Below are 24,772 nucleotides of genomic sequence, written 5' to 3'. Positions count from 1 at the left end.
CGTTATTGGGCGATGGAGACCGTCCAGCGCGAGCCCGGTACGGTCGCCTCGGCACCGCGCGGGGCCTCGGCGGTGTCCATGTTCAGGCCGACATTGCGAGCAGCGGTGCGCAGGCTGGCGGTGTCGGTGCCGTCCTTGAGCGTGACCGTGAGCGCGCGGCCGTGGTAGTCGAGCGCGAGCAACGCGTCGGGCGCGAGGCCGGTGGCAGCCTGGGCGAAGCGATCGGCCAGCGGCAGGAAGTCTTCCGGCGCCGATTTGCCGGCGGCCAGGCGCAGTTGCTCGACCTGGCGGCGCATCTGCGCGGGCGGGTCGAGGATCACGGGCGTATTCGGGAATGCCGTCTGCAATTGCGCGCGCATGGCGGTATCGAGCCGCTTCTGCTCGGCGCGCAGCGTGAGCCAGCGCGCGTTCATGCCGATGAGCTGCACGACCACGATCAGCACGGCCAGCGCGATCGGCAGGCGCCACAGGCTCCAGTCCATGCCGGCCACGCCGCCGCTTGCAAAGTCGAACTGGCAAAGGTCGGCTTCGCCTGACGCGAGGGCGTCGCGTGCGCCGGCGGCCCAGGTGGACCAGTCGAGCGTGGCGGTGGCGGGGTCGGCGGACAGGCCGGGCGCCAGCTCGCGCAGTGCCGGGGACACCATCAGCGTGGCCGGCGTGGGGGCAATCCCCAGCCAGTTGCCGACGTTTGCGGGCAGCACGCGCAGGCCGTAGCCCTCGGCGCGGCCGGTGCGTACGGTGATGTCGATGGCGACGGGCGCATCCGGGTCGGACGGCGGTGCCGCATCGAGCGCGATGGTTGCCGGTGCGACCGCGGACAGGGTTTCAGCAGCAGGCGCGTCGGCTGCGGGTTCAGCGGCAGCGGCAGAGGAAGCGTCAAGCGACGGCTCGGCACGTTCGACGGCGTTTGCCGATTCTGCAATCGGCGCTGCGGCTGCGGCAGGCGTTTCAAACGGCACGCAAAGCTGCGCGGGCAGCAGATGGCAGGTGCGGTGCTTGTGGCCGGCAAAGGTATCGAGAATGAAGCGGACCCACGCGCGATCGGCAATCATCAGCGCGCGCGACTGCGGCTCGCGGGGGGCGCGCCAGCCACGGGCCGGTGCATCTCCGAGGCGGGGCCCAAGGGCGATATGGCATTGCTGCGCGTCCTGCACGAGGCGGTCTTCCACCAGGTTGGGCAGGGCCAGACGCAGCTTGGGCAGCGCCAGCGGCGGCACGTTGGCCGGCACCAGCAGTCCGTCAGCGGCGGGCAGCAGAAGGATCAGGCGGTCAGCCGCAGGCAGCTCGTCGGTGCGCGACGTGCCTTCGCGCTGAACACGTTGCGGCCCCTGCGCGCCTTCTTCACGCACCAGCGCGAATGGCACGGAGGCAAGCGCGCCCGCCGACCAGCGTTCGGGCGATTGAATGGGCCGGTGCGGCAGGCGCACGTACAGGGAGGTCGTCAAACCGCTCCTCTATTGATATTGATCTTGAGAGTGTGAATGCGAACTGCCGACGGAAGCGCCGGATTGCGCAAAACCCGCGATGCTGAACGATGCGGATGACAATACGGCGAAGGCCAGGGTCTGTCTACAAGCGGCGCGTACGCACGTGGAGGGGTGTTGCGCCGCCGTCATGACGGAATCTCGTCGATGCGGCGGACCCAGACGATGCGGGTCGCGTTATTGTTGATCGGATCGCCACGTGAAACAAGCGCCACTTCCCCGATCCGGGCGCGCTCGTGGCGGGCCATGCCGTAGACCAGAAAATAGTGGGTCTGCACGTCCAGCAGATTGGCTGCGGCGGTGGTGTCGACCCCGGGCGCGATGCCGCGCAACTGGTTCGTGACATCGCCGATGTTGCGGAAGTACGCGCGGTCGCGCGCCTGCACCAGCGAGCGGGCGCGGTCCAGGCTCAGGTTCGGGATGACGGCGGCCAGCACTTCGGCGCTGGCCGTGTTCGCGTTGATCTGCGTGCGGGTAGGCAGCACGATCACGTAGGGGCGCAGCTTGGCGATCATGTCGGCCGTGTAGCCGGGAATCGTCAGCAGGCTGGCCACGTCGTCGAGCGGCCGGGGGCCGTTGCTGTTGCTGCCGCCGCTCCCGCCGCCGCTGTCTTCGCCGCCTTGCTGACCGCCCTGCATGCCTTCGATCGACTGGAAGCCGCCCAGCATCTGCGCCAGGTACGTCGCCGTGATATTGGCCAGGCTCGGGTCGATGTTGAGCGATTGCAGCAGCAGACCGTACGCCTTGATGGCGTCTTTGTCGCGGCCGGTGATGAGGGTGCGGGCGCCCAGCGTCTGCGCCGTCAGCAAGTTCATCAGGTTGAAGCGTGCCTGGGCATCGAAGATGCGGCCCGACAGGTACGACTCCTCGCCGGCCGTATCCGTGCGCAGCGAGCTGCCGAGGAAGTCCGACAGCTTGGTCTCCTGGATCGGCACAGCCCAGATTTCGCCCAGGTGGTCGACGGCGCCGGTGCGGCGTTGGTCATCGCGCAGGATGAGGCGCGCCCAGTCGATGCCGGCCCGCGCGATCCATGTGGCCTGCGCTTTCAGGCGCTGGTTTTCCACTGCGCGGATCTCCACCTGCTGGCGCCACAACATGCCCGACACGATGACCACGGCCAGCGTGACGACCAGCAGGGCCGTGATGATGGCCGCGCCGCGCTGGCGCCGGGCACGCGCGTTACGTTGGGCAGGTCGACGAGAGCATCGCGCCATGTCAAAGCCCCGTCATGCAGATGCGCGTGAAGCGCTGCGGCGCGCCCTGCGGCGTCATGCGCACGAGCAATGCCAGTTCCACCGCGCGCACCGAGGCGGCCGGCACGACCACGCCCGGGCTGTTGGCCGACGGCGCCGACGCGCTGGGCGCGGAAGCCGTCGGCAAGCCGGTGAGGGTGGTGGTGTTGCTGCCGGCCGGGAACAGCGCCGCCGACAGCGCGCCCGTGTTGTCCATCCAGCCGCCGGGTTCAATCCAGGCGCGCGCGCTGATGCTGTCGACGTTGGCGGCGAGCAGGTAGCGCGCCGCGCCCGCGCCGCCCTGGCGCAGGTTGTCCATCGCATTGCGCAGGTCGCCGCGGTTGGTGATCGGTTGGGTCTGGAGGCGTTCGAGCCGGCCGTCGACGATGCGGTAGAGCACCACCTGCCACGCGGGCGGCTGGCCGTCGTCGCGGCGGTCGCGCACCATCAGCACGCGGTTGGCGTCCACCTCCACCGGTGAGCGCGACAGCGTGTTCGGATCGGCCAGTTGGGTGCAATCGGCGTCGAACTGGGCGTAGGCCGTCTTGAGTGCTTCGATGCGTTCGTCGCGCTGGGCCAGCGCCTCGTGCGTGCGGGTCATGCTGTCGAGCCCGCGCCAGGCGATCACGGCCAGGATGGCCAGCAGCGTGATCGCCACAAGCAGTTCGAGCAGGGTGAAGCCGCGCGCCGAACGGTTAGAAGACATTGCGCGCATCGTTCGGCAACAGAGTCACGAGCCAGGCCAGCCGCACGGATTTGGAAGCGTCCGGATAGACGGACACCTCCACGCGGCGGAACACCGGGTTGGGCGTGGTGGCGATGGTCTCTTCGCACCACAGTTGTGTATCGCCCTGCGGGCAGGCGAAGCCGCGCGCGCCGGGGTCGGGGAAGACGCGTGCCAGGCGCAGGTTGGCGAGGTGGTTTTCGGCGCTCCAGGTGGCGATCATGCGCGTCTGCAGGGAGTCGCTTGCGGTGGTCATGCTGCCCATGGCCCGCATGGTGGCGGTAAGTGCCACGGCCACGATGGTCAGCGCCACCAGCACTTCGAGCAGGGTGAAACCGCGCGTGCGCGTTGGACGGTGGCTGCGCGTCATTGCGTTTGCGTCTCCGTCAGCACGCGCGGGCCGCCGTCTGATACCACGTCGACGCGCGAACCCTGCGAGGTGAGTGCCACGCGCCACGGCAGGCCGATCGCCTCACGGCCGAACACGAGGCGCTGCGGGGCGCCCGGCACCGCAGCGGCACCGGCCACGATCTGTACGTTGTCCATGCCTTGGCGCCAGTGGCCCGGCGCGAGCACGTCCTGGTTGAGCACGCGCCAGCCACTCGGCGTCGATTCGTAGAAGCGCCAGCCCTGCGCATCGCCTTCCCACGCCACGGGGCGCGAGGTGAGTTGCGCCTCTTCCTGAGCCAGTTCGATCAGGCGGGCGAGCTTCTGCGCGTCATCGGCCAGTTGCGAGCGCGGGTTGGGCGTGGCGTTGACGGCCACCACGGCCAGCACGATGCCGATGATGACCACCACCACCAGCAACTCCAGCAGCGTAAAGCCGAGAGCCCGCCGGCGGCGGTGTGGATGGCCGAGCATGGTGAGCGGGTGGGGGCTGGGGGGACGGCGGCGGCTTAGTTGTCCCAGTTGCCGATGTCGGCGTCGTTGCCCGTGCCACCGGCCTGGCCATCCGCGCCGAAGCTAAAGACGTCCACTTCACCGCGCACGCCGGGATTCAGATATTGGTACGGGTGGCCCCACGGGTCTTTGGGCAGGCGTTCCAGATAGCCGCCGCCTTTCCAGTTGTTGGGGATCGGCTCGGTGGTCGGCTTGGCGACCAGCGCCCCAATGCCTTGTTCGGTGGTCGGGTAGCGGCCGTTGTCCAGGCGATAGAGCTTGAGCGCCTGCGAAATGGAAGCGATGTCCTGTTTGGCGGCAATGATGCGCGCCTCGTCGGGACGGCTCATGATCTTCGGCACCACCAGCGCGGCGAGGATGCCCAGGATCACCACCACCACCATGATTTCGATCAGGGTGAAGCCACGCGCCGCATGTCGGGCGAGGGCGCGCTGGCGGAAGGAAGAGCGAAGTTGGCCTTGCATCATGGCGACAGAGTTGGCAATAAGGGGAAGAGACACAGTATATCCGTGACATATGACCATATATTGCACGCGGGGGTCATGCCGCGTTGGCTCTAGAGCCGCACCTCCAAGCTGTTCACCGAACCGGCATGAAGGGCGGATAGAATCGGCGTATTCCTACGGTGCCTTGCCCCATTTCATGAACGCTCGACAGTCGTCCCGCCTGCTCAGTCTTGTACTGTTTGCTGCCCTGTGTGCGCTCCTGACGCACTGGGTGCTGACGCTGTCGTCACTGCGCTCGCTGGGTACGCCGCGCGAGGCGCGTGTGGCCCAGACCGACGCGCTGGAGACCGGCGCGGCCGTCACGCTCTTTGGCGGTGGCCCGCAGAATGGCCCGCGCGATGTGCAGGTGATGGGCGTGGTGGCTGATCTGGCCGATGGTTCGGGCGCGGCCATCGTGTCGGTGGACGGCGGCGCACCGCAGGCGGTTCGGGCCGGCAAGTCGCTGTCACCCAACCTCAAGCTGGTGGAAATCAAGGCGCGCTCGGTAGTGATCGAGCGTAACGGCGCGCGCCAGGAGATTCCGCTACCAGCCAGCGCCGTGGCCGGCGTGTCGCCGGCCAATCGCCATGCGCCGCCTCTGCCGCTGCCGCCTGCAGGTGCCGCAGCTCCGCTATCGACGCCCGCTATGCCACCCGCGCCGCCAGTTGCCAACAACCCGGCCAACACCGCCATGCCGGGCGCCATGCTGCCCATTGCGCCCGCTCAGATCAACACGGGTGACGAGCCTGCCAGCCAGGGCGGCGGTATCGTCGGCCCGCGCCACCGCGCGGCGGCGGCCGCACGCAAGGGCGATAACCCCCAGCCGGGTGCCAACCAATAGGCACGGGGCGGCCCCGCCATGCGGTGGGGCGCGCATATTACAGGGCATGTCATCGGGGTAACAGCGTGTAAAAGCCGGCAACGCGTCGGCATTGTCGGGTTCTAATCCGCTACACAGTCCATGTGAAAAGGAGCTGACCATGACCAACAAACGTGCTGTCCAAGCCTTCCTCGCCACCTCGGCCCTGTTCCTGGCCATGTCGGGCATGAACGCCCGTGCCCAGGATGCCAGCGCCCCAGCCGCCAGCGCACAGGCGCCCGCGACAGTGCCAGCTGCGCCGCAAGCCAATGCGCCTGCCGGCAAGCTTGGCCGTCACGGCGGCGGCCTGAAGGCGCTCGACACCAACGGCGACGGCCAAATCTCGCGCGACGAGGCCAAGGGTCACACCTGGCTTGAGAAGAACTTCGACCAGATCGATACCAACCACGACGGCCAACTCAGCAAGGACGAGCTGGCCGCCTGGCACAAGGCCCACAAGGGCGAGATGCGCGAAAAGATGGCGCAACGCTTCGACGCCAAGTTCAAGGCCGCCGACAAGGACAACGACGGCTCCTTGACCAAGGACGAAGTGCAGGCCGGCATGCCGCGTCTGGCCAAGAACTTCGACCAGATCGACGCCAACCACGACGGCAAGATCACCGAAGACGAAATCCGCGCCTACATGAAGGCCCGTCACGATGCCCGCAAGGCGCAGAAGAACACCCCTGCAGCCGCGGCCATGCCGGGCGGCCCGTCTGCCACCAAGGGCGAATAAGCCTTCCACCCGCGGTATCGGTTGTAAGCAAGCGGCGCCTTCGGGCGCCGTTTTTTATTGCTTGCCGCGACGCCCAAAAAAAACACCCCGATGGCGAACCACCGGGGTGCGGGTACAGCTTGCCTGAAGTTGAGGGTTTTCAGGCCGGCTGATCGTCGGCCTTGAGCACGCCGCGGCGCATCTGGTCGAGTTCGATCGACTCGAACAGCGCCTTGAAGTTGCCCTCGCCAAAACCTTGGTTGCCCTTGCGCTGGATGAACTCGAAGAAGATCGGCCCGAGTTGGTTCTCGGAGAAGATCTGCAGCAGCAGGTCGCCCGGCGCGCCATCGATCAGGATCTTGCGCTTCTTCAGTTCCGCCACGTTTTCGCCATGGCCGGGGATACGCTTGTCGACCAGTTCGTAGTACGTGTCGATCGTGTCGAGCAGCGTGATGCCGTTGCTGCGCAGTGCGTCCACCGTGTTGAACAGGTTGGTCGAGCCCAGCGCAATGTGCTGGATGCCCTCGCCGTGGTACATGTCCAGATACTCCTGGATCTGGCCGGCCTTCTCCGTCCCTTCCTCGTTGATGGGGATGCGGATGTTGCCGCACGGGCTCGTCATCGCCTTGCTCTTCACGCCCGTGACCTGGCCTTCGATGTCGAAGTAGCGCACTTCACGGAAGTTGAAGAAGCGTTCGTAAAACTCGGCCCATTCCTTCATGCGGCCACGGTAGACGTTGTGCGTCAGGTGGTCGATGTAGGTCAGGCCGTGCCCGGTGGGGTTCGGGTTGGCGCCCGCGATGGGCACGAAATCCACGTCGTAGATGCTGATGTTGCCGATGTCGCCGGCCTTGGCGTCGTTCTTGCCGGTCCAGCGGTCGACCAGGTAGATCAGCGAATCGCCGATGCCCTTGATGGCCGGAATGTTCAGCTCCATCGGGCCGCTGTGGGTGTCGAAGCCCCATGCGCCCAGTTCCAGCGCGCGCTTGTAGGCGAACGCGGCGTCCTGCACGCGAAACGCGATCGCGCAGATCGACGGGCCGTGCAGGCGCGCAAAGCGCTGCGCGAACGAATCCGGCTCGGCGTTGATGATGAAGTTGATCTCGCCCTGGCGATACAGCGTCACGTTTTTGTGACGGTGCTTCGCGATGGCGGTAAAGCCCATGTTCTCGAACAGCTTGCCCATGGCAACGGGATCCGGCGCGGCGTATTCAATGAATTCGAAACCGGCGGTGCCCATCGGGTTTTCCCAAGGCGTGAATTGCATGGTGAGTCTCCTGTGGGGGCGCGCTCTGGAGCGCTCAGGTCTTTGACGATCCTCGCAGTGTAGGAGTGTCCCTCCAAGCAAAAATTGCGAAGTTGTGCCCACCTTGCTAAATTTGCGCAAGAAAATTGCCGAATTAATTGGTGCGGAGCAACAAAAATGAATAAAGTGGAACTCGACAAGATCGACCGCAAGATCCTGGAAGTCCTGCAGAACAACGGCCGCCTCACCAACCTCGAAGTCGCCGAGCGGGTGAATCTGTCGCCCAGCCCGTGTTTGCGACGCATTCGCCGCCTGGAAGAGTCCGGCGTGATCCGCCAATACGCCGCGCTGCTCGACCCGACCAAGATCGGGCTGGGGCTGTCGGCCTACATCAACGTGCGGCTGGAAAAGCAGGGCGGTGCGCCCAAGGGCAAGGGGCCGTCAGACATCTTTCGCGCCGCCGTGGCGACATGGCCCGAGGTGGTCACGTGCTACGCCATGACCGGCGAGATGGATTACCTGCTCAAGGTGTTCGTGGAAGACATGGAGCACTTCGCGCGCTTCATCCGCGACCAGCTGCTTGCGCACCCGGCGGTGATCGATGTGAAGAGCAGCTTTGCGTTGGAGCGGATTAAAGATACGACGGCGTTGCCGGTGGTGGTTTGAGGGCGCCCGTATCAGGCGTTATCCGCCATCACCAAATTCGCATCCCGCACCACCCGCCACTTCCCATCTACCTCTTTGCGCAGGATCGTCAACGTCTGCCCCGAGCGCCGCGCCACCTTCCCATCCGGCATCGTGACGACGATACGCAGCGCGTTGCGCAAGTAAGCGATCTCGCCAAACACCTGCACCTCCTGAATATCGCTCGTGCCGTCGATGTGCACGTCCTTCATGCCGCCGGACATCTTGGAGAAGGCGTCCTTGCCAAAGGGCGCTTGGCCGGGCGTGAGAAACAACACGTCGTCGGTCATCAGGCCGAGCACGGTATCGATGTCGCCGGTCTTGCTGGCGGCGAGCCAGGTGTCCACTACGTTGCGGATGGCGCTTTCGTCGTCGGTCATGGCGGCAGGTATCGATGAAAGGGCGGTCTTTCACTCTACACCGCAGGCTCGACCGGCGGCGCCACACGGCGCTTGATGAAGACGGCCGGCGATAACACCGGGATATGGCGCGCGCGCAGCGTGACCAGCCAATCACCCACGGCGTCTTCGCAGGTGAGGCGAAAGTGGCTTGCGTCGATCCACTCGACGTCATCCAGCCAGAACGTGTAGTACGCCGCGCCGATGGTGCCGGTGCTGATCGCCCGTGAAAGGTCGGGCGCGATGAGCGTGATGGAGACGGCCTCTTCAAACGGGCAGTCGTAGCTGGTGATGAGGACGAAGCCGAGGTCGGTCTGGTATTGCCGGAGCAGCTCGTAGCCGGGGATGGTGAGCGCGGGGTGCGGCACGCCGTCGACGATCACGCGTGTGCGCATGGGCCACTGCTCATACGGGCCGCTGTGTTTCTCCAGGGCGAAGCGTTGGAGCGGCTGCATGGCGGCGGCGCGTTGGCTGCGCTATTCCTTGCGCATGCCGCACAGGGCGACCTGGCGTGCGGGGTCGGCGGAATCCTTCCAGCCGGGTTCCTCGCGCTTCTGATAGGCCTCCACGGTCTGGTAGCCCTTTACGCTCCAGGAGAACTCGCTGTACCGCGAGACTTCGATCACGGCCAGGCCGCAGCGTTTGCGGTGGTCTTCAATCTTGAACGCCGCATGCGGATGCTCGCCCGACAGGTCCTGCTCGATCACCTTGTAACGCGTGGGGCCGCACTTGAAGAAGCTGGCGTTCCACTCGATGGTTTTCGGGCGGAGGAATAACGCGCCGTAGCAGGCGCGGCCATCACCGCGGAAGGTTCCGGTCAGGGTATCTGCAGCCATGGCCGATTGCGCGGCCAGCAGCAACGCGACGATAAGGAGGCGACCTACTTGCATGCGGCGGTTCCGATCTTCGGGATGAGCGTGAGCACGTAATCGAGTTTCCGGATGTACGCTGCGTCGCCGTGGTTGTACAGCACGGCAATGTTCTGCGTCGTCACGGGCCGCCAGCCGGTAATCATCTTGCGCATGGCGGCCTTGCGGTATTTGACCACCTGTCCGGGTTTGAGTGTTGCGGCGTTCGGGTTGAGCGTGCGCATTTCCGCCAGGGTTGAGCCTTGTGCGCGGGCGATCTTGTCGAGGCTGTCGCCCGCCTTGACGGTGACCTCATAGACCTTGTCGTCGGTATCGCGCACGCTCCGGACGTCGAACTTCGCCATGCGCGTGAGGAGGTAGCCGATCCCGGCGCGAATGTTCCACGCGGGCACCGTTCGGGCCAGGCCCGCGTTCAACCGGGTGCGGATGGCCGGCGGCACGATCAGGTCGCTGCCTTCTTCGCCGCGCAGCAGGGTATTCAGACCGGGGTCGCCCAGGTTGCCGATCTGCATCGGCTTGGTCTGCCACGCTTCCGAATCTGCCCCAGTTTCGACCCACACCATCGCCTTGACGATCTGCCAGTCCAGCGGCAGATAACCCGCGTTGCCCATCAGGTAACGGTTGTATTCCGCCACCGCAGACTGGATGTCGCAATCGTAGCCGTTCCAGCGGTCGGGGTGCTGGGTAGAGGTGTTGATGTAATCCTGCCAGCGCTCGAAATCGGTTTTCGGTTTGGCCTGGGCCTTGGTGACCATGTGCCCCTCCGCGGTTGCTTGACCTATGGAGGGGCATGGTAGCCAGCGCCCGCCGGCCGCGTGTTAACGGCTGTTTATGTACCTTGCTGGCGGCTGTCCACGGCGATGCATGTGCACCCAAGCGGTGGCGTCAGCTAGTCCGTGACTTCAAACGCAGCCGGGTCGGCCAGCGCCTCCAGCCGGTGCGGTGCCGTGGGTTTGACGGCCGTCGCCGTCTTCGCTTGGAGCATGAGCCGCTCGCGCACGCTGCCCAGAAAATCAGCGCGGTGGCGGCGCAAGACAAAATCGCGGTAGTTGTCCGTTTCCAGTGCGTGCCATGCCGCCTGACGGCCGGATTCCGAGCGCATGCGCGCCGCTTCCTGTGTGTGTGTTTCGATGCGGGCGTTTGCGGCGGTCAGCGGGGCATAGCCGTAGCGGGCCATGTCGTCGCGCGCCAGGGTTTCGATGAGCGTGATTTCGTCCATCGACAACTGCTGGTGGAATTTGTCGATATTGGCCGTGATGGGCGCGAAGCAGTTGGACGTCCACAACGCTGACAACCGCGAAATCTGCCGCGCTTCGGCCGAGCGCGAGACATCGAGCATCTGCGGCAGGAAATCGATCTCCAGGAAAGCACAAACGCGGCGCAACGTGCTTTCCTGATCGACCAGGAAATCTTCATACCGGATGGTGCAGGTTCGCTCCGGGTACTGGGCGATGAGCGCGTTGGCGGCGCGGTGCGCGGCCACCCAGGTCTGCGTGTTCAGCAGCGTGTCGAAGTCGTGGATGATCGCGCGGTTCATTGACGCGACTTGGGCGCGCGGGTCCCGCACGACATTCAGGAAGCGCATGTCTGGGAAGAGCGTCATCAGCTCGGCGGCGTAGTGCACGCTGTCGAGTGATTTGTCCATGACGACGCGAGCACCGTGCTGCGCGCCCGCACGCAGCAGGAGTTCCCACACCACGCGGTGCACGCTGCGCGGTTGGTCGCGCAAGGCTTCGAACACCTCCACCGGATCAAACACCATGCCGGGCCACTTCACCATGCTCGCTGCCTGCAGGCCGATCGCGTCGGTCACGAGGCGGAAGTAGGCGCGATCGTCCTGCAGGTCGCCGTACAGCGGCACCAGCGGCATGAAGTCGACGATGTGCAGCGGATACGGCGCGTAGAACGCGGGGTTGAAGTTCAGCCGCAGGCGGAGCGCATGGCTGCCGCAGCGGCGCAGCGGAATCATCAGGACGGGGCGTGGCAGGGCGGTCATCGAACGGTCTCCGGTTGGCGATTGTCCAGCCAGGCGGACAAGTGAGCGTGCAGCGCGGCCGTGGCTGCCCGCAGCGGCATGGCGCCGGTATCGAGCCGCAGCGACGGCGCCTCCGGTGCCTCGTACGGCGACGAAACGCCGGTGAATTGCGGGATCTGCCCGCCTCGCGCCCGGGCGTATAGCCCCTTTGGGTCGCGCGCCTCGCACACATCGAGCGTGGTGCAGACGTGCACTTCCACAAACCGGTCTGCGCCGATGATCTCGCGCGCCATCTCGCGATCGGAGCGCAGCGGCGAGATGAACGCCGTCACGACGATCAGGCCGACGTCGTTCATGAGGCGCGCCACCTCGGCGGCGCGGCGCAGGTTCTCGGTGCGGTCGGCTTCAGTAAAGCCGAGATCGTGGTTCAGGTGGTGGCGCAGGTTGTCGCCGTCGAGCACGGCGCAGCGCTGGCACGTCTCGTACAAGCGCTTTTCCAGCGCATAGGCGAGGGTGGACTTGCCCGCGCCGCTCAGGCCCGTGAGCCACAGCGTGAGCGGCGCATGACCGAACTGATGCGCGCGGGCTTCGTCAGCCACAGCGCCGGCATGCCAGTAGACATTCCGTGCGCCGGGGCTGGCGCAGGAAGAGAGCGCAGGCTTCATCTCGGCGTCCTCCGCGTCAGGCCGGCAACAGGGCGGGTTGGTGATAGCCGATGCGCGCTGCGGGGGCGGCCGCTTTCGCCTGGTTTGCCAGCTTGAATACGCTCACCACGCCCACCAGTCGGCTCGACTGCTCGCGCATCGATTCCGCTGCTGCGGCCGCTTCTTCAACCAGCGCGGCGTTCTGCTGCGTGACTTCGTCCATTTGCGTGATGGCGCGGTGGATCTGGTCGATGCCGCTGGCCTGCTCGTCGGTCGCGCCCATGATTTCGGTCACGATGGCAGTTACGCGGTGGATGCTGGTCACGACATCCTGCATCGTGGTGCCGGCTTGTTCCACCAGCGTGCTGCCGGCGTCGACATGGTTGGCAGAGTCGTTGATCAGCAACTTGATCTCTTTGGCTGCCGCAGCAGAGCGTTGCGCCAGCCCGCGCACCTCGCTGGCGACCACCGCAAAGCCGCGTCCCTGCTCGCCGGCACGGGCCGCTTCCACGGCTGCGTTGAGTGCGAGGATGTTGGTCTGGAAAGCAATGCTGTCGATCACGCCGATGATCTCGCTCACCTTGCGTGCCGATTCGCTGATCGCGCCCATCGTGTCCACCACGCGCGCTACCACCGTACCGCCTCGCGTAGCGACCTCGGCAGCCGTGGCGGCGAGCTGGTTGGCGTGACGCGCATGATCGGCGTTCTGCTTGACGGTGGCGTTGAGCTCTTCCATCGACGCGGCGCATTCCTCCAACGCCGAGGCCTGTTCCTGCGTGCGGGTCGACAGGTCGAAGTTGCCGGTGGCGATCTGCTCAGATGCCGTGGCCAGCGTGTCGGTGCTGGTGTGTACCTGTTCGGCAATCGTCGCGAGGCTGTCGCGCATGCGCTTCATGGCGTGCATGAGGCTCGTCTGATTGTCGTCGCGCGTCGGTATGGCCACGGCCAGGTTGCCGCCGGCGATCTGGCTGGCAATGTCGGCCACCGTGCCGGGCTCGCCGCCGAGCTTGCGCAGCAGCCCGCGCGTGATGAGGACGCTGGCCGCGAGACTCACGAGCAGTGCCAGCACGCTCAGTGCCAGTAGCCAGTTGCGGCTGTCGATGTAGCTCGACTTGGCCTTGGCGGTGTTTTCGTCGTTGAGCTTTTCTTCAAACGCCTGCAGCTTGCCGAGCAGATCCCACCAAGCGCGCTGCACCGGGCGGAATTCGAAGCGCAACACCTTGTAGGCGTCTTCCTTGTGGCCGGCGGCAATCAGCGCCTTGACGCGCGCTGCGAACGGCGCGGCCAATTCAGCCTGCTGCCGGATTTGCGCAAGCAGCGTTTTTTCTTCGGCGGTGGTGTCCGGCAACGTGTCGAACATGCGGCCAAGCTTGCGGTCGGCTTCGCTGTACAGGGCCTCCTGCTTATCAACGCGGCTCAGTTCGATCTGGATTTCGTCATGCTGCTCCAGCAGCACGATATTCCGATAAGCCAATGCCCGTTCAGTAACGCTCGAATACATTTTTGCGGCGAGCTTGGCTTCCACGGCGTTGATTTCCGTAGTGTCCTCCAGCAGCCGTCGAAAATCTGACATGCGCTGCAGGCTGAATGCCATGAGCAGCACGAGCAGCCCCATCGTCAAGCCAAAACCCCACGCCAGTTGGGTGGCCACCTTCATTTTCGAGAAGCGCATCTTTGTCCCCGTCATAATCGATAACGAATGCACTATCGAGCGGTATGGCAGGAGCTTGAGTGATTTAAATCAAATTACTCAATATGCGTAATGGCACGTCGGACTGGCATCACAAAATAAGGCTGGGAATATCGATGACGCTTTTTGCAGATATTATTTTATTGAAATGACTTGCATTAAATTGCGAGCAATCCAAATGCGCCGCGCAAAGCAAAAACGCCCGGGGGGAACCGGGCGTTTCTTGTTGGGCGAAGCAGTTACACCGTGCGCTTTTGCGGCACCAGCGAGCGCCAGAAGCGCTGTCCAAACCGGCGCACATCGCGCAGGTTGCGCTTGAGCATGTAGTCCAGGTCGGCCACTTGTTCGTCGATGGCTTCCGTCAGCAGGCTCATCGTGTCGGCAGGCGGCAATTCGAGATAGGCATCGGCTTCGCCATAGGCGTACTGCACGCGCATACCCGCCTTCTTGGCGATGTGCATCATGGCTGCATTGCGCGACAGGCAGTGCATGTACAGCGTACGCACCTTGGTGTTCTGGCCATGCATGGCGGCACGTTGGAACAGCGCGCTGCCCACGCCCTTGCCGCGCGCCGATTCCGACACCGACACGCCGAACTCCGCCACGCGCCCTTGCGGGTTGTCGCGCAGGTAGGCGAGGTGGCCCACGCCCGTCAGCTCCAGACGCTCGTCGTAGACGCCAAAGACCTTGTCGTGGTCGAAATCGATGCTGTCGACGTACGCCTCGATCACGTGATCCCGCACCACCTGGCCGAATCGCAGCAGGCGGTCTTCCTCGCCCAGGGCGAGCAGGTGTTTGAGCAGGCGCGACCGGTGGTGCGCAGCAAGCTCGCGCACCAGCACGGTGGAACGCGGCGCGCCTTGCGCAGCTTCCGTTTTGTCGATGTCGTCCTGGGTGACGACGCCGATGGCCTTGCTCAGCTCGAGCGGGTTCACGACACGGTTTCCTATTCTGATCGCGCCTTTCAGTGGAAGGCTGCGAAGTGATGAGTCGGAGGCGCGGATGGCACCTCCGGGGCACTCAATCGGGTGCAACTGAGTGTTGTGCAATGCACCATGCTATTGTAGTGCAATCAGGGTTTCCCCGTAAGTCTGGTGTCAGACCTTCCAGAGGATTTCCCGGTAAATCATTGATTTAACGCATCCGACGGTGGGTTCCAGAGGTGTGGCGTGGCAACAACGTAAATGCTGCATCGCGCAAAAGCGAGGGAAGGGGCGCTTTTCGGGTGCTCTGAAAGTTGCATCGCCCGGTTACCTGCAGCCGCCGTTCGTAACGCCGCTCAACAATAGCCGTGCGAAGATGCGCCATCAAGACGCCCCAGCCTCCTGATTTTCCATGACGCCCTCGCGCATACTTGTGATCTACGCGCATCCTGCGCCGCGCCGTTCGCGCGCCAACAAGCCGCTCGCGCGTGCCTTGGCCAGCCTGCCTGGCGTGGCCATGCACGACCTGTACCGGCAGTACCCGGATTTCGACATCGATGTGCGTGTTGAGCAGGAAGCGGTGGAGGTGGCGGAGTTGATCGTCTTCCAGTTTCCGGTGCAGTGGTACGCCACGCCGTCGCTGCTCAAGGAATGGATCGACGTGGTTCTGGAGATGGGCTGGGCCTACGGGCCGGGGGGCACGGCGCTGCGCGGCAAGCATCTGATGGTGCTGGCCACGACCGGCGGTCGCGCGCATTCCTACAACCCGGACGGCGTTCACGGCCACACGTTCGACATGTTCCTGCTGCCGCTGCAACAGACGGCTGCGTTGTGCGGCATGCAATGGCAGCCACCGCACGTGCTGCACGATGCCGACGATGTGTCTGCCGATGTCATAGACGCCCATATCGCCCAGGTGCGCGCCGCGCTGCAACCCTGGCTCCCGACCGACGCCGACTCCGTCGCCTGACGTTTCCGATCTCCTCCCTGCCTATGCAATCGCACGATCTGCTCGTCAATTTCGTCATCTACCTGGCTGCGGCCGTGGCGGCAGTGCCGCTTGCGCGTCGGCTGGGGCTGGGCTCAGTGCTCGGCTATCTGCTGGCGGGGGTGATCGTGGGGCCGTGGGGCTTGCGGCTCATCACCAATGTGCAGTCGATTCTGGATTTCTCGGAATTCGGCGTCGTGCTGATGATGTTTGTGATTGGCCTGGAGCTGGAGCCGGCGCGGCTGTGGTCACTGCGGCGGAGCATCTTCGGTTACGGCGGGCTGCAGATTCTGGTGTGTGCGCTGGCCGTCGGGCTGGCGGTCATGGCGGTGGGCCACCCGTGGCGCGCGGCTGTGGTGGCGGGGCTGGGGCTCGCGTTGTCGTCCACGGCGATTGCGCTGGCTACACTTTCCGAGCGCAACCTGATGCGCACGCCGGCGGGCTCGGCCAGTTTCGGCATTTTGCTGTTCCAGGACATTGCCGCCATTCCGATGATCGCGTTGCTGCCGCTGCTGGCAACCGAGGCAAGCGACGCGTCCGGCGGTCATAGCTGGGTGGCGGCGGCCAAGGCAGTTGGCGTGGTGGCGGCCGTGATCTTTGGCGGGCGCACGGTGTTGCGGCCGGTGCTGCGCGCCATTGCCCGTACCAACATGCGCGAGATGTTCACTTCGTTCTCGCTGCTGCTGGTGGTCGGCATTGCGCTGCTGATGCACAGTGTGGGCCTGTCGATGGCGCTGGGCGCCTTCATTGCCGGGGTGCTGCTGGCCGATTCCGAATACCGTCACGCGCTCGAAACCGACATTGAGCCCTTCAAGGGTCTGCTGCTCGGCCTGTTCTTCCTGGCGGTTGGCATGTCGATCGACTTTGGCGTGCTGATGCGCCAGCCGCTGGCCGTGATCGGGCTGGTGGCGGTGTTCCTGGCGGTGAAGATTGGCGCGCTGCGCCTGCTTGCCACCCGCTTTGGCATTGCGCGTGGGCAGGCGTGGCTGTTTGCGTTCCTGCTCTCGCAAGGCGGCGAATTTGCGTTCGTTGTATTCGGTCCTGGCGTGGCTGGCGACGTGCTCGGGGCGGAGACGGCCGCTGCGCTCAACCTCGTGGTGGCGCTGTCGATGGCCGCGACGCCATTGCTCCTGCTGCTGCACGACAAAGTGCTGGTGCCGCGCCTGATGGATGGCAAAAAGCGCGCGCCCGAGGCCATCGAGCCCCAGGACAACCAGGTCATCATCGCGGGCTTCGGCCGTTTCGGGCAGATTGTCGGCCGCATGCTCTACAGCCAGGGCTATAGCGCCACCGTGCTCGATCACGACCCGGACCAGATCGACATGCTGCGCCGCTTCGGCTTCAAGGTCTTCTACGGCGACGCCACGCGCATGGACCTGCTGGAAACCGCCGGCGCCGACAAGGCCAGCATGATGGTCGTCGCCATCGACGACATGGAAACCAACCTGGAGGTGGTCGACCGTGTGCGCGAGCGCTTTCCGCACCTGAAGCTGTATGTGCGGGCGCGCAACGTGTCGCACGTGTACCAACTGCGCGACCGCGGCGTGGAAGTGATCGAGCGGGAGATGTTCGAGGGCTCGCTCATGCTAAGCCGCCGGGTGCTGGAGGGGCTGGGCAAGGAGCCGTACGAAGCGCACCGCATCGCGCAGACGTTCCGCCGCCACACGCTCAATTCAATGGAGCAGGTCTACCCCGTTTACCGCGATCAGAAGAAGCTCGTGTCACTTGCCCAGCAGGGGCGCGACGAGCTGGCCGAAATGTTCCAGCGCGACCGCACCCAGCGCAAGCGCCTGCGCGAATCCGGCATGCCCTGGGGCGAGGGCGACGTCCATAGCGATGAGGAAGGCACGCAGCCCGATAGCGATCTCGCCAACGAGGTCGACGGCGGCGACGCCGATGCCCCGATCGATTGCCCGGCACGCGCAGGCCTTCGGCGCGACGGCTGACTCGCGCCGGTTACGGTCGCGCTTCATGCGCAAGCCGTGCACAAACAAAAAGGAGCGCTTTTGGCGCTCCTCGGGGCAGATCCAGGTTTAGGGGGCGCTTACACGGCCACGCTCACGTTGCGACGTAGCTCGCAGGTGCTGAGCGAATCGGCCTCGCCGCGCAACAGCAACCGGCCGTTGCCGACCAGTTCGCGGCAGCGCCAGAAGACAAACCAGTCGCTGGCAAGCAGCCCGTCGATGGCGCCCATGATGCTGCCGACTACGTCGCGGGCGCTGGCCCAGTCGGTGGGAACGTGCTCCAGGATCACTTCGTCCACCGTGCCGTACGACACCGGCACCAGCGTGTTGCCCTTCCACAGCCGCGTGTCGGCGTTCTCGCGCACGGTCTGCTGCCACTCGTAGGCCAGGCGGCCGATGCGCAGCACCGACACCGGCGCGATGGTCGAAAACCGCCGCGCCAGCCGGGCGCCCGAATACATGCCGATGGTCGTCAGCGGGCCTTGGCCGTTGGGCGCCTCAAGTTCGCGCACATCCATGCCGACTTCATTGATGCGCTGGGGCGCTTGGTGCAGGTGGAACGCCACCCGGCGCAGCATGAGCTGGTCCGACGCGCTTTGGCCGTGCCAGATGGCGACTTCGGTAGTGGCATCGCGCAGGTCGGCGAGCGACGCAAGTGCGTCGCGCATCTCGGCGGCGAAGTCGATATTGCTGTTGGGCGCCACGCGCTGCCAGAAGCCGGAGCGCGCCATGGCGACGCTATCGACGTCGACCAGCGGCCCGACGGCGAGATCGTCGCGCAGTACGACTACGGAATCGGGGCGGCCAGCCTGTGCGAGCGCCTGCTTGAGCGTGGCGCCGGCAACATCGCCGTTGACGACATGGATGTATTGCATGGCAGCAATTGTAGCGAGAGTGTCAGCCCGGCGCTTTCGTTTTACGCATCTCTATCAGTACTCCTTTGCGCGGTGTCATGCGCCTATTCAAAGGGGGGATAGCCCTCGGGCAATGCTCAGGCGGGCGTGCGAAAATCGCCGTTTTGTTGCAGACCATAACTAAGAACAGGTGAGGAAACATTCATGAGAGCCCCGTTGTTGCCCAAGGGCATGCGCCCCGCTGTGCTCGCCGTCGTCGCAATGGTGGGTGTGCTGGCTGCCGGCCATGCCGCCGCCGTGCCGCCGGCTGAAATCTACAAGCGCGCCCAGCAGGAAAAACCGGCGCTGATCGACACCATGAAGACGTTGGTCTCGATCGAATCGGGCAGCAAGGACATCGAAGGCCTGGACAAGATTGCCGGCGTGATCGCCGAGCGCCTGCGCGGTATGGGCGGCGACGTGAAGCTCATTGACCCCAGCGACCATGCCTACCGCATGGCCGACACGCCCGAGAAGATCGGCAAGATGGTGCTTGCGCGCTTCAAGGGCGAGGGCAAGCGCAACATCATGCTGATCGCGCACATGGATACCGTGTACTTGAAGGGCATGCTTGCGCACCAGCCATTCCGCATCGACGGTGAGCGCGCCTACGGCCTGGGCATTGCCGACGACAAGAACGGTGTGGCGGTCATCCTGCACACGGTATCGATTCTGCAGGCCGTCAACTTCAAGCAGTACGGCACGCTCACGGTGCTGATCAACGGCGATGAAGAGATCAGCTCGCCGGGCGCGCGGGCCATGCAAGCCAAGCTGGGCGCCGAGCAGGACGCCGTGTTCTCCTGCGAAGGCACGCGCGTGACGTCGGACAAGCTTTCGCTGGCCACCAGCGGCATCGGCGCGATCCTGCTGGATGTGAAGGGCAAGGCTTCGCACGCGGGCGGCGCGCCGGAGCAGGGGCGCAACGCGCTGTACGAGCTGTCGCACCAGATCCTGCAGATGCGCGATCTGTCCAAGCCGGAAACCGGCCTGAAGGTGAACTGGACCGTGGCGCAGGCGGGCACCAACCGCAACGTGATCCCGGCCGTGGCCAGCGCCCAGGCCGATGTGCGGCTGCTGCGTGCAGCCGACGCCGACAAGCTCGAAGAAATCGTCAACGAACGCATCAAGAACAAGCTGATCCCGGATACGCAGGTCTCGGCCAAGTTCGAGCGCCGCCGCCCGCCGCTGGAAGCCACGCCGGCATCGCGCGCGCTGGCCGAGCATGCCCAGAAGATCTATGGCGAACTCGGCAAGACGCTGGAGATTGACGACAAGGCCGAGGGCGGAGGTACCGATGCCGCGTTCGCCGCCTCGAAAACCAAGGCGCCCGTGATCGAGCGCTTCGGTCTGGCGAGCTTTGGCGCGCACTCGAATGACGCCGAATATGTCGATCTGAATTCCATCGTGCCGCGCCTGTACCTGTTGACGCGCATGGTCATGGATGTGTCGCGCGATCGCGTCGGCCCGGCCAGGTAACCGCACTGCAACGCGGCGCGTAAGGCTTACACGCGCCGCAGCACATCTCCTGCGCGAAGCCGCTGCTCAGCGGCTTCCCAACGCCCGGCTGCCGGGTATTCCGCTTGCTTTCCGCTGACGCATGTCCCCAGCTACGGCCGCCCCGGCCGGTGGAGCGCGCGCCATGTCCGAACATCCCTTCCCAGCATCGAATGACCCCGCCGACGAACCGGAAGGGCCACCTGCGCGCCCGAGCCGGCGCGGCTTTCTGCAGGGCGCGGCAGCTGCGGCGTCGGCGTTTGCGCTGCCGCACGAGTCGGCCGGCGCGCGCGCTTCTGCGTCTGCCCCGGCACGTTCAGCCGCGTTGGCGCCGGCGCGGCCGGTCTCGCTCAATATCAACGGCAAGCCGTATGCGTTGTCGCTGGAGCCGCGCGTCACGTTGCTCGATGCGCTGCGAGAGGTGCTGGCGCTGACCGGCACCAAGAAAGGTTGCGACCGCGGCCAGTGCGGCGCGTGCACCGTCCTCGTGAACGGCCGGCGCATCAACAGTTGCCTGACGCTGGCGATCATGCACGAGGGGGACTCCATCACCACCGTCGAAGGGCTAGCGCACGCGAAAGACGGCCTGGTCGACCGCGCGGCGCTGCATCCGGTGCAGGCCGCGTTTCTTGAACACGACGCGTTTCAGTGCGGATATTGCACGCCGGGGCAGATCTGCTCGGCCGTGGCGGTGCTGGAGGAGGCGCGCCGCGGCATGCCGAGCACCGTGACGTCGCCCGCGGCAATGGGCAATGACGGCCCCGTTGCGCTGACCGAAGACGAAATACGCGAGCGCATGAGCGGCAACATTTGCCGCTGCGGCGCGTACCCCAACATCGTGGCGGCGATCCGCGTGGTGGCCGCCAAGTCCGGCAACACTGTTTGAGGAGCCGCCATGCAATCGATTGCCTATGACCGTGCGTCTTCAGTGGAGGCCGCCGTGCGCCTGGGCCATGAGCCGGGCGCGCGCTATATCGGCGGCGGGACGAACCTGCTGGACCTGATGAAGGGCGGCGTCGAGCAGCCGCAGCGGCTCGTGGACGTGAGCCGCCTGCCGCTTGCGCAAATTCGTGCGTTGCCCGACGGCGGACTTCGACTGGGCGCGATGGCGCGCAATGCCGATACGGCGGCGCATCCGCTGGTGCGCTCGCGCTATCCGCTCCTGAGTGAGGCGATTGTGTCGGGCGCCTCGGGTCAGCTGCGCAACATGGCCACCAACGGCGGCAACCTGATGCAGCGCACGCGCTGCCATTACTTCTACGACACGGCGTACCCGGCGTGCAACAAGCGGCAGCCCGGCTCCGGCTGCGCCGCGCGGGAGGGCTTCACTCGCATGCACGCCATCCTCGGTGCGAGCGAGGCCTGCGTGGCGACGCATCCGTCGGACATGGCTGTCGCGCTGGCCGCGCTGGACGCCACGGTGGTTGTGCACGGCACGCACGGCGAGCGGCGTATCCCGATCGAAGCGTTCCACCGGCTGCCCGAAGCGCATCCCGAGATCGACACGATGCTGGCGCCCGGCGAGTTGATCGTCGCCATCGATCTGCCGCCGCCCGTGTTCGGATCGCATGTGCATTACCTGAAGGTGCGCGACCGCGCCAGTTATGCGTTTGCGCTGGTGTCGGTGGCGGCGGCGCTGGCGTTGCAGACGGATGGTCGGACGATCCGGGAGGCGCGCATCGCGCTGGGCGGCGTGGCACACAAGCCTTGGCGCGCGCATGCGGCAGAACAGATGCTGGCGGGGCAGGTGCTGGACGCGCAGTTGTTTGCCCAGGCCGGTGCGTTGGCCGTGCAGGGCGCTCAGCCGCTGCGCGACAACGGCTTCAAGGTACCGCTCGCACAGCGGGCGGTGGGGCGCGCGCTGACCTCGGCGGCCAATCCGACCAATCCGACTGGGGGTGTGGCATGAGCAACGTCGGCCAACCGCTGGACCGCACAGACGGTCTGCTCAAAGTCACCGGCCAGGCGCGCTACTCCGCGGAGTTCCAGGTGCCGCGCCTGGCGCATGCCGTGCTGGTGCAAAGCACGGTGCCCGCCGGCAGAATCACACGGGTCGATACACACGTCGCGCAGGCCATGCCCGGCGTGCTGCTGGTGATGACGCACGAGAACGCACCGCGCCTGCCCAACGGCGGCAAGCCCGCGCTGGAGCCGCCGGCCGGACGCGCTCTGTCTTTGTTGCAGGACGATCAGGTGCACTACAACGGCCAGCCCATTGCGCTGGTGGTGGGCGACACGCTGGAACACGCCCAGGCCGCAGCCCGCATGGTCCGCGTGGAGGTCGCTCAGCAGGCCGCGCGGCTCGATTTTGAGACCGCCCGCGCCGATGCGCACTCGCCCGGCAAGGTGCAGACGCAATCGGCCGACACCACACGCGGCGACGTGGCCGCTGGCATGGCCCAGGCGGTGCAGCGCATCGAGGCTGTCTACGGCACGCCCATGGAAACGCACAATCCCATGGAGCCACACGCGACCATCGCTGTCTGGGAGGGCGATTCGCTCACGCTGTACGACAGCACGCAATACGTTTCGGGCGTGCGCCGCACTGTTGCCAAGACGCTGGGCTTGTCGCCCGACAAACTGCGTGTGGTGTGCCCGTTCGTGGGCGGTGGATTCGGCTGCAAGGGCTCGGTGTGGTCGCACGTGGTGTTGGCTGCGATGGCCGCGCGCCAAGCGGGGCGGCCCGTCAAGCTGGTGCTGGAACGCCCGCAGATGTTCGGGCCGGTCGGCGGGCGCCCGCGCACCGAGCAACGCATCGCCTTGGGCGCCGCCAGCGATGGCCGCTTCACCGCCATCTCGCATGACTCGCTGACCACCACGTCGATGATCGAAGACTGGACCGAGCCATGCGCCATCGTCACCCGCATGCTTTACGACACGCCCAACCAGCGGACGACGCATCGGCTCGCGCGGCTCAACATCGGCACGCCGACGTTCATGCGTGCGCCGGGCGAGGCCACCGGTACGTTCGCACTGGAAGTGGCGCTGGATGAAATGGCCTACGCGCTCGGCATCGATCCGGTGGAGCTGCGTCTGCGCAACGACGCCGCGCAGGACCCGGAAAAACGCATCCCGTGGTCGAGCAAATCGCTGGCGGCGTGCTACCGCGCTGGTGCCGAGCGCTTCGGCTGGGCGCGCCGCAACCCGCAGCCGGGCAGCATGCGCGAAGGCAACACACGCATCGGCTGGGGCATGGCAACGGCCACATACCCCGCCAACCGCAGCGCGGCCGGCGCCACCGCGCGCTACCTGCCGGACGGCACGGCGCAGGTCGAATCCGGCTCGCAGGATCTGGGCACCGGCACCTACACGGTGATGACCCAGGTGGCGGCCGATGCCATGGGCATGCCCGTCGACCGGGTGCATTTCAGCCTGGGCGATACGCGCATGCCCGAGGCACCGGTGTCGGGCGGCTCGCAAAGTGTGGCCAGCGTATCGCCCGCCGTGCAGGCCGCCGGCGCGCAGGCTCGCGATGCGCTGATTGACGCGGCCATTGCCGATGCCAGCTCGCCGCTACATGGGCTGGCCGCAAGCGAGATCACCGTGGCCGACGGCATCTTGACTGCGCGCAGCGGTGCGCGCGAGCCCGTGGCTGCCGTGGTCGCGCGCTACGGCCGCCCCATCGAGGCGACCGCCAAGGTGCAGCCGGGCGAGGAGAAGCAGAAGTACTCGATGCACTCGTTCGGTGCGGTGTTTGCCGAGGTGCATGTCGATGCGGACCTGGGCGTGGTCCGCGTCTCGCGCATCGTGGGCAGCTACGGCGTAGGGCGGTTGCTCAACGCCAAGACGGGCCGCAGCCAGCTCATGGGCGGCATCGTCTGGGGCATGGGCATGGCGCTGTTCGAAGAGAGCCTATTCGATACGCGCTACGGCCGCATCGTCAACAACAACCTGGCGGAGTACCACGTGCCCGTCAACGCCGATGTGCCCGACATCGACATCCTCGTGCTCGACGAGGCGGACTCGCACATCAACCCGCTGGGCGCCAAGGGCATTGGCGAGATCGGCATCACGGGCGTGCCGGCGGCCATTGCCAACGCCGTCTATCACGCCACCGGCCGGCGCGTGCGCGAATTGCCGATCACGCTCGATAAGCTCATCTGAGCGCGCATGAAAAAGCCCCGCTGGCGCATCACCAGCGGGGCCTGAGTGGGCCAAGAGGCGGAAAAACGGAGGATGCCTGGAGACCGGCCCGTAATTGATCAATGCGTAACGACTGCGTGACGAACGCAGTGCATGCCGATCAGCGCATCAATTCGGAACCGGGTACCCGTAGACCGTACCGCCGCCCTCGCGGGAGCGGCCGGCAGGGTCGCTGCGCATGCCGTCCGAATACGGATCGAAGCGGCCGCTGCGTGCGCCTTCTGTATACGTGTCGAAGCGTCCGGTGCGGGCACCGTCGCTATAGACGTCAAACCGTTCGGCCCGTGCATTCTGGCCGAACACTTCCACGCGGCTGGCCTGCGCCCAAGCGCTGCCCGCCGCGAGGGCCCCGACCGCCAACATGGCGGCCAACCCCATTTGCTTGAGTCGCATGGCGAACTCCTTCTTCAACTGATTTTCGGTGCTGTTTTAGGCGTGGTCATTTGATGTCTTGCCACGGTC

At 65.7% G+C, this 24,772-nt stretch carries 26 protein-coding genes; 9 read left to right on the top strand and 17 right to left on the bottom strand.

The genetic code is table 11. The features are described 5' to 3' along the window. Positions 1 to 2 precede the first annotated feature (2 nt). The 6 genes from gspL to gspG form a co-directional block, all read right to left on the bottom strand. Complete coding sequence (gene gspL, locus ACTJK6_RS21150) at positions 3 to 1,445, bottom strand: type II secretion system protein GspL (RefSeq protein ID WP_440840099.1); 1,443 nt, start codon at positions 1,443 to 1,445, stop codon at positions 3 to 5. Positions 1,446 to 1,612: 167 nt separating this feature from the next. Then, positions 1,613 to 2,698: a type II secretion system minor pseudopilin GspK gene (gene gspK / locus ACTJK6_RS21145; protein ID WP_440840097.1), complete on the bottom strand. Its 1,086-nt coding sequence runs from the start codon at positions 2,696 to 2,698 to the stop codon at positions 1,613 to 1,615. Position 2,699: 1 nt separating this feature from the next. Further along, positions 2,700 to 3,431 carry a PulJ/GspJ family protein gene (locus ACTJK6_RS21140; protein ID WP_232041273.1) on the bottom strand — a complete coding sequence of 244 codons (732 nt, stop codon included), beginning with the start codon at positions 3,429 to 3,431 and terminating at the stop codon, positions 2,700 to 2,702. Beyond that, entirely contained in the window at positions 3,412 to 3,810 is a 399-nt protein-coding gene (gene gspI / locus ACTJK6_RS21135; RefSeq protein WP_045206679.1) for a type II secretion system minor pseudopilin GspI, read from the bottom strand. Before gspI ends, ACTJK6_RS21140 begins: the two co-directional genes overlap by 20 nt. Beyond that, positions 3,807 to 4,301: a GspH/FimT family pseudopilin gene (locus ACTJK6_RS21130; protein WP_440840096.1), complete on the bottom strand. Its 495-nt coding sequence runs from the start codon at positions 4,299 to 4,301 to the stop codon at positions 3,807 to 3,809. The genes gspI and ACTJK6_RS21130 overlap by 4 nt, the downstream gene beginning before the upstream one ends. Before the next feature lie 35 nt (positions 4,302 to 4,336). Continuing rightward, positions 4,337 to 4,807, bottom strand: coding sequence for a type II secretion system major pseudopilin GspG (gene gspG / locus ACTJK6_RS21125; protein ID WP_280928280.1), 471 nt, complete (start codon positions 4,805 to 4,807; stop codon positions 4,337 to 4,339). A gap of 175 nt (positions 4,808 to 4,982) precedes the next feature. On the opposite strand from gspG, the gene ACTJK6_RS21120 reads away from it, so the two are divergent. Both ACTJK6_RS21120 and ACTJK6_RS21115 read left to right on the top strand, forming a co-directional pair. Continuing rightward, on the top strand, positions 4,983 to 5,666 hold the full coding sequence (locus ACTJK6_RS21120; protein ID WP_232041270.1) for a type II secretion system protein N: 684 nt from the start codon (positions 4,983 to 4,985) through the stop codon (positions 5,664 to 5,666). Positions 5,667 to 5,805: 139 nt separating this feature from the next. Further along, positions 5,806 to 6,420, top strand: coding sequence for an EF-hand domain-containing protein (locus ACTJK6_RS21115; protein WP_260803869.1), 615 nt, complete (start codon positions 5,806 to 5,808; stop codon positions 6,418 to 6,420). A gap of 139 nt (positions 6,421 to 6,559) precedes the next feature. On the opposite strand, the gene hppD is transcribed toward ACTJK6_RS21115, so the two are convergent. Beyond that, complete coding sequence (gene hppD, locus ACTJK6_RS21110; protein WP_232041268.1) at positions 6,560 to 7,666, bottom strand: 4-hydroxyphenylpyruvate dioxygenase; 1,107 nt, start codon at positions 7,664 to 7,666, stop codon at positions 6,560 to 6,562. Positions 7,667 to 7,822: 156 nt separating this feature from the next. Here hppD and ACTJK6_RS21105 point away from each other — a divergent pair, with 156 nt between their 5' ends. Beyond that, complete coding sequence (locus ACTJK6_RS21105; RefSeq protein ID WP_027680403.1) at positions 7,823 to 8,311, top strand: Lrp/AsnC family transcriptional regulator; 489 nt, start codon at positions 7,823 to 7,825, stop codon at positions 8,309 to 8,311. A gap of 11 nt (positions 8,312 to 8,322) precedes the next feature. On the opposite strand, the gene ACTJK6_RS21100 is transcribed toward ACTJK6_RS21105, so the two are convergent. The 8 genes from ACTJK6_RS21100 to ACTJK6_RS21065 all read right to left on the bottom strand — a co-directional run bounded on the left by ACTJK6_RS21100 (position 8,323) and on the right by ACTJK6_RS21065 (position 14,840). After that, the gene (locus ACTJK6_RS21100) at positions 8,323 to 8,709 is read right to left on the bottom strand and encodes an SgcJ/EcaC family oxidoreductase (RefSeq protein ID WP_440840095.1); all 387 of its coding nucleotides are present in this window, start codon (positions 8,707 to 8,709) and stop codon (positions 8,323 to 8,325) included. Positions 8,710 to 8,744: 35 nt separating this feature from the next. Further along, positions 8,745 to 9,182, bottom strand: a complete 438-nt coding sequence (locus tag ACTJK6_RS21095; protein WP_232041266.1) for a hypothetical protein — start codon at positions 9,180 to 9,182, stop codon at positions 8,745 to 8,747. A 21-nt stretch (positions 9,183 to 9,203) separates the two neighbouring features. Then, the gene (locus ACTJK6_RS21090) at positions 9,204 to 9,617 is read right to left on the bottom strand and encodes a hypothetical protein (RefSeq protein ID WP_343620721.1); all 414 of its coding nucleotides are present in this window, start codon (positions 9,615 to 9,617) and stop codon (positions 9,204 to 9,206) included. Further along, on the bottom strand, positions 9,608 to 10,351 hold the full coding sequence (locus ACTJK6_RS21085) for a LysM peptidoglycan-binding domain-containing protein (protein WP_440840094.1): 744 nt from the start codon (positions 10,349 to 10,351) through the stop codon (positions 9,608 to 9,610). The genes ACTJK6_RS21090 and ACTJK6_RS21085 overlap by 10 nt, the downstream gene beginning before the upstream one ends. Positions 10,352 to 10,485: 134 nt before the next feature. Next, complete coding sequence (locus ACTJK6_RS21080) at positions 10,486 to 11,592, bottom strand: sulfotransferase family protein (protein ID WP_440840093.1); 1,107 nt, start codon at positions 11,590 to 11,592, stop codon at positions 10,486 to 10,488. Continuing rightward, positions 11,589 to 12,236, bottom strand: a complete 648-nt coding sequence (gene cysC / locus ACTJK6_RS21075; protein WP_440840092.1) for an adenylyl-sulfate kinase — start codon at positions 12,234 to 12,236, stop codon at positions 11,589 to 11,591. Before cysC ends, ACTJK6_RS21080 begins: the two co-directional genes overlap by 4 nt. A 16-nt stretch (positions 12,237 to 12,252) precedes the next feature. After that, a complete protein-coding gene (locus ACTJK6_RS21070) occupies positions 12,253 to 13,887 on the bottom strand; it encodes a methyl-accepting chemotaxis protein (protein WP_440840091.1) in 1,635 nt (544 codons plus the stop codon). A 257-nt stretch (positions 13,888 to 14,144) separates the two neighbouring features. Next, complete coding sequence (locus ACTJK6_RS21065) at positions 14,145 to 14,840, bottom strand: GNAT family N-acetyltransferase (protein ID WP_232041261.1); 696 nt, start codon at positions 14,838 to 14,840, stop codon at positions 14,145 to 14,147. A gap of 400 nt (positions 14,841 to 15,240) precedes the next feature. Here ACTJK6_RS21065 and kefF point away from each other — a divergent pair, with 400 nt between their 5' ends. Both kefF and kefC read left to right on the top strand, forming a co-directional pair. Continuing rightward, positions 15,241 to 15,798, top strand: coding sequence for a glutathione-regulated potassium-efflux system oxidoreductase KefF (gene kefF, locus ACTJK6_RS21060; protein WP_440840090.1), 558 nt, complete (start codon positions 15,241 to 15,243; stop codon positions 15,796 to 15,798). 23 nt (positions 15,799 to 15,821) lie between these two features. Further along, positions 15,822 to 17,762 (top strand): glutathione-regulated potassium-efflux system protein KefC, encoded by a 1,941-nt coding sequence (kefC, locus tag ACTJK6_RS21055; protein WP_440840089.1) that lies wholly within the window; start codon positions 15,822 to 15,824, stop codon positions 17,760 to 17,762. 98 nt (positions 17,763 to 17,860) lie between these two features. On the opposite strand, the gene ACTJK6_RS21050 is transcribed toward kefC, so the two are convergent. After that, positions 17,861 to 18,655: a DUF1835 domain-containing protein gene (locus ACTJK6_RS21050; RefSeq protein WP_440840088.1), complete on the bottom strand. Its 795-nt coding sequence runs from the start codon at positions 18,653 to 18,655 to the stop codon at positions 17,861 to 17,863. A 183-nt stretch (positions 18,656 to 18,838) separates the two neighbouring features. Here ACTJK6_RS21050 and ACTJK6_RS21045 point away from each other — a divergent pair, with 183 nt between their 5' ends. The 4 genes from ACTJK6_RS21045 (at position 18,839) to ACTJK6_RS21030 (ending at position 24,271) form a co-directional block, all read left to right on the top strand. Further along, a complete protein-coding gene (locus ACTJK6_RS21045; RefSeq protein ID WP_232041258.1) occupies positions 18,839 to 20,149 on the top strand; it encodes a M20/M25/M40 family metallo-hydrolase in 1,311 nt (436 codons plus the stop codon). A gap of 163 nt (positions 20,150 to 20,312) precedes the next feature. Continuing rightward, entirely contained in the window at positions 20,313 to 21,053 is a 741-nt protein-coding gene (locus tag ACTJK6_RS21040) for a 2Fe-2S iron-sulfur cluster-binding protein (protein ID WP_440840087.1), read from the top strand. A 9-nt stretch (positions 21,054 to 21,062) separates the two neighbouring features. Further along, on the top strand, positions 21,063 to 22,076 hold the full coding sequence (locus tag ACTJK6_RS21035; RefSeq protein ID WP_440840085.1) for an FAD binding domain-containing protein: 1,014 nt from the start codon (positions 21,063 to 21,065) through the stop codon (positions 22,074 to 22,076). Beyond that, positions 22,073 to 24,271: a xanthine dehydrogenase family protein molybdopterin-binding subunit gene (locus ACTJK6_RS21030; protein ID WP_440840084.1), complete on the top strand. Its 2,199-nt coding sequence runs from the start codon at positions 22,073 to 22,075 to the stop codon at positions 24,269 to 24,271. Before ACTJK6_RS21035 ends, ACTJK6_RS21030 begins: the two co-directional genes overlap by 4 nt. Positions 24,272 to 24,418: 147 nt before the next feature. Here the strand turns inward: ACTJK6_RS21030 and ACTJK6_RS21025 are convergent, their stop codons facing one another. Further along, a complete protein-coding gene (locus ACTJK6_RS21025; protein ID WP_232041254.1) occupies positions 24,419 to 24,703 on the bottom strand; it encodes a hypothetical protein in 285 nt (94 codons plus the stop codon). Positions 24,704 to 24,772 lie beyond the last annotated feature (69 nt).

Origin of the sequence: Ralstonia sp. 22086 (assembly GCF_052045975.1) — a bacterium.
Taxonomy (GTDB): domain Bacteria; phylum Pseudomonadota; class Gammaproteobacteria; order Burkholderiales; family Burkholderiaceae; genus Ralstonia; species Ralstonia wenshanensis.
Note: the sequence above shows the minus strand (reverse complement) of the source record. Positions and strands in the feature narration are given on the sequence as shown.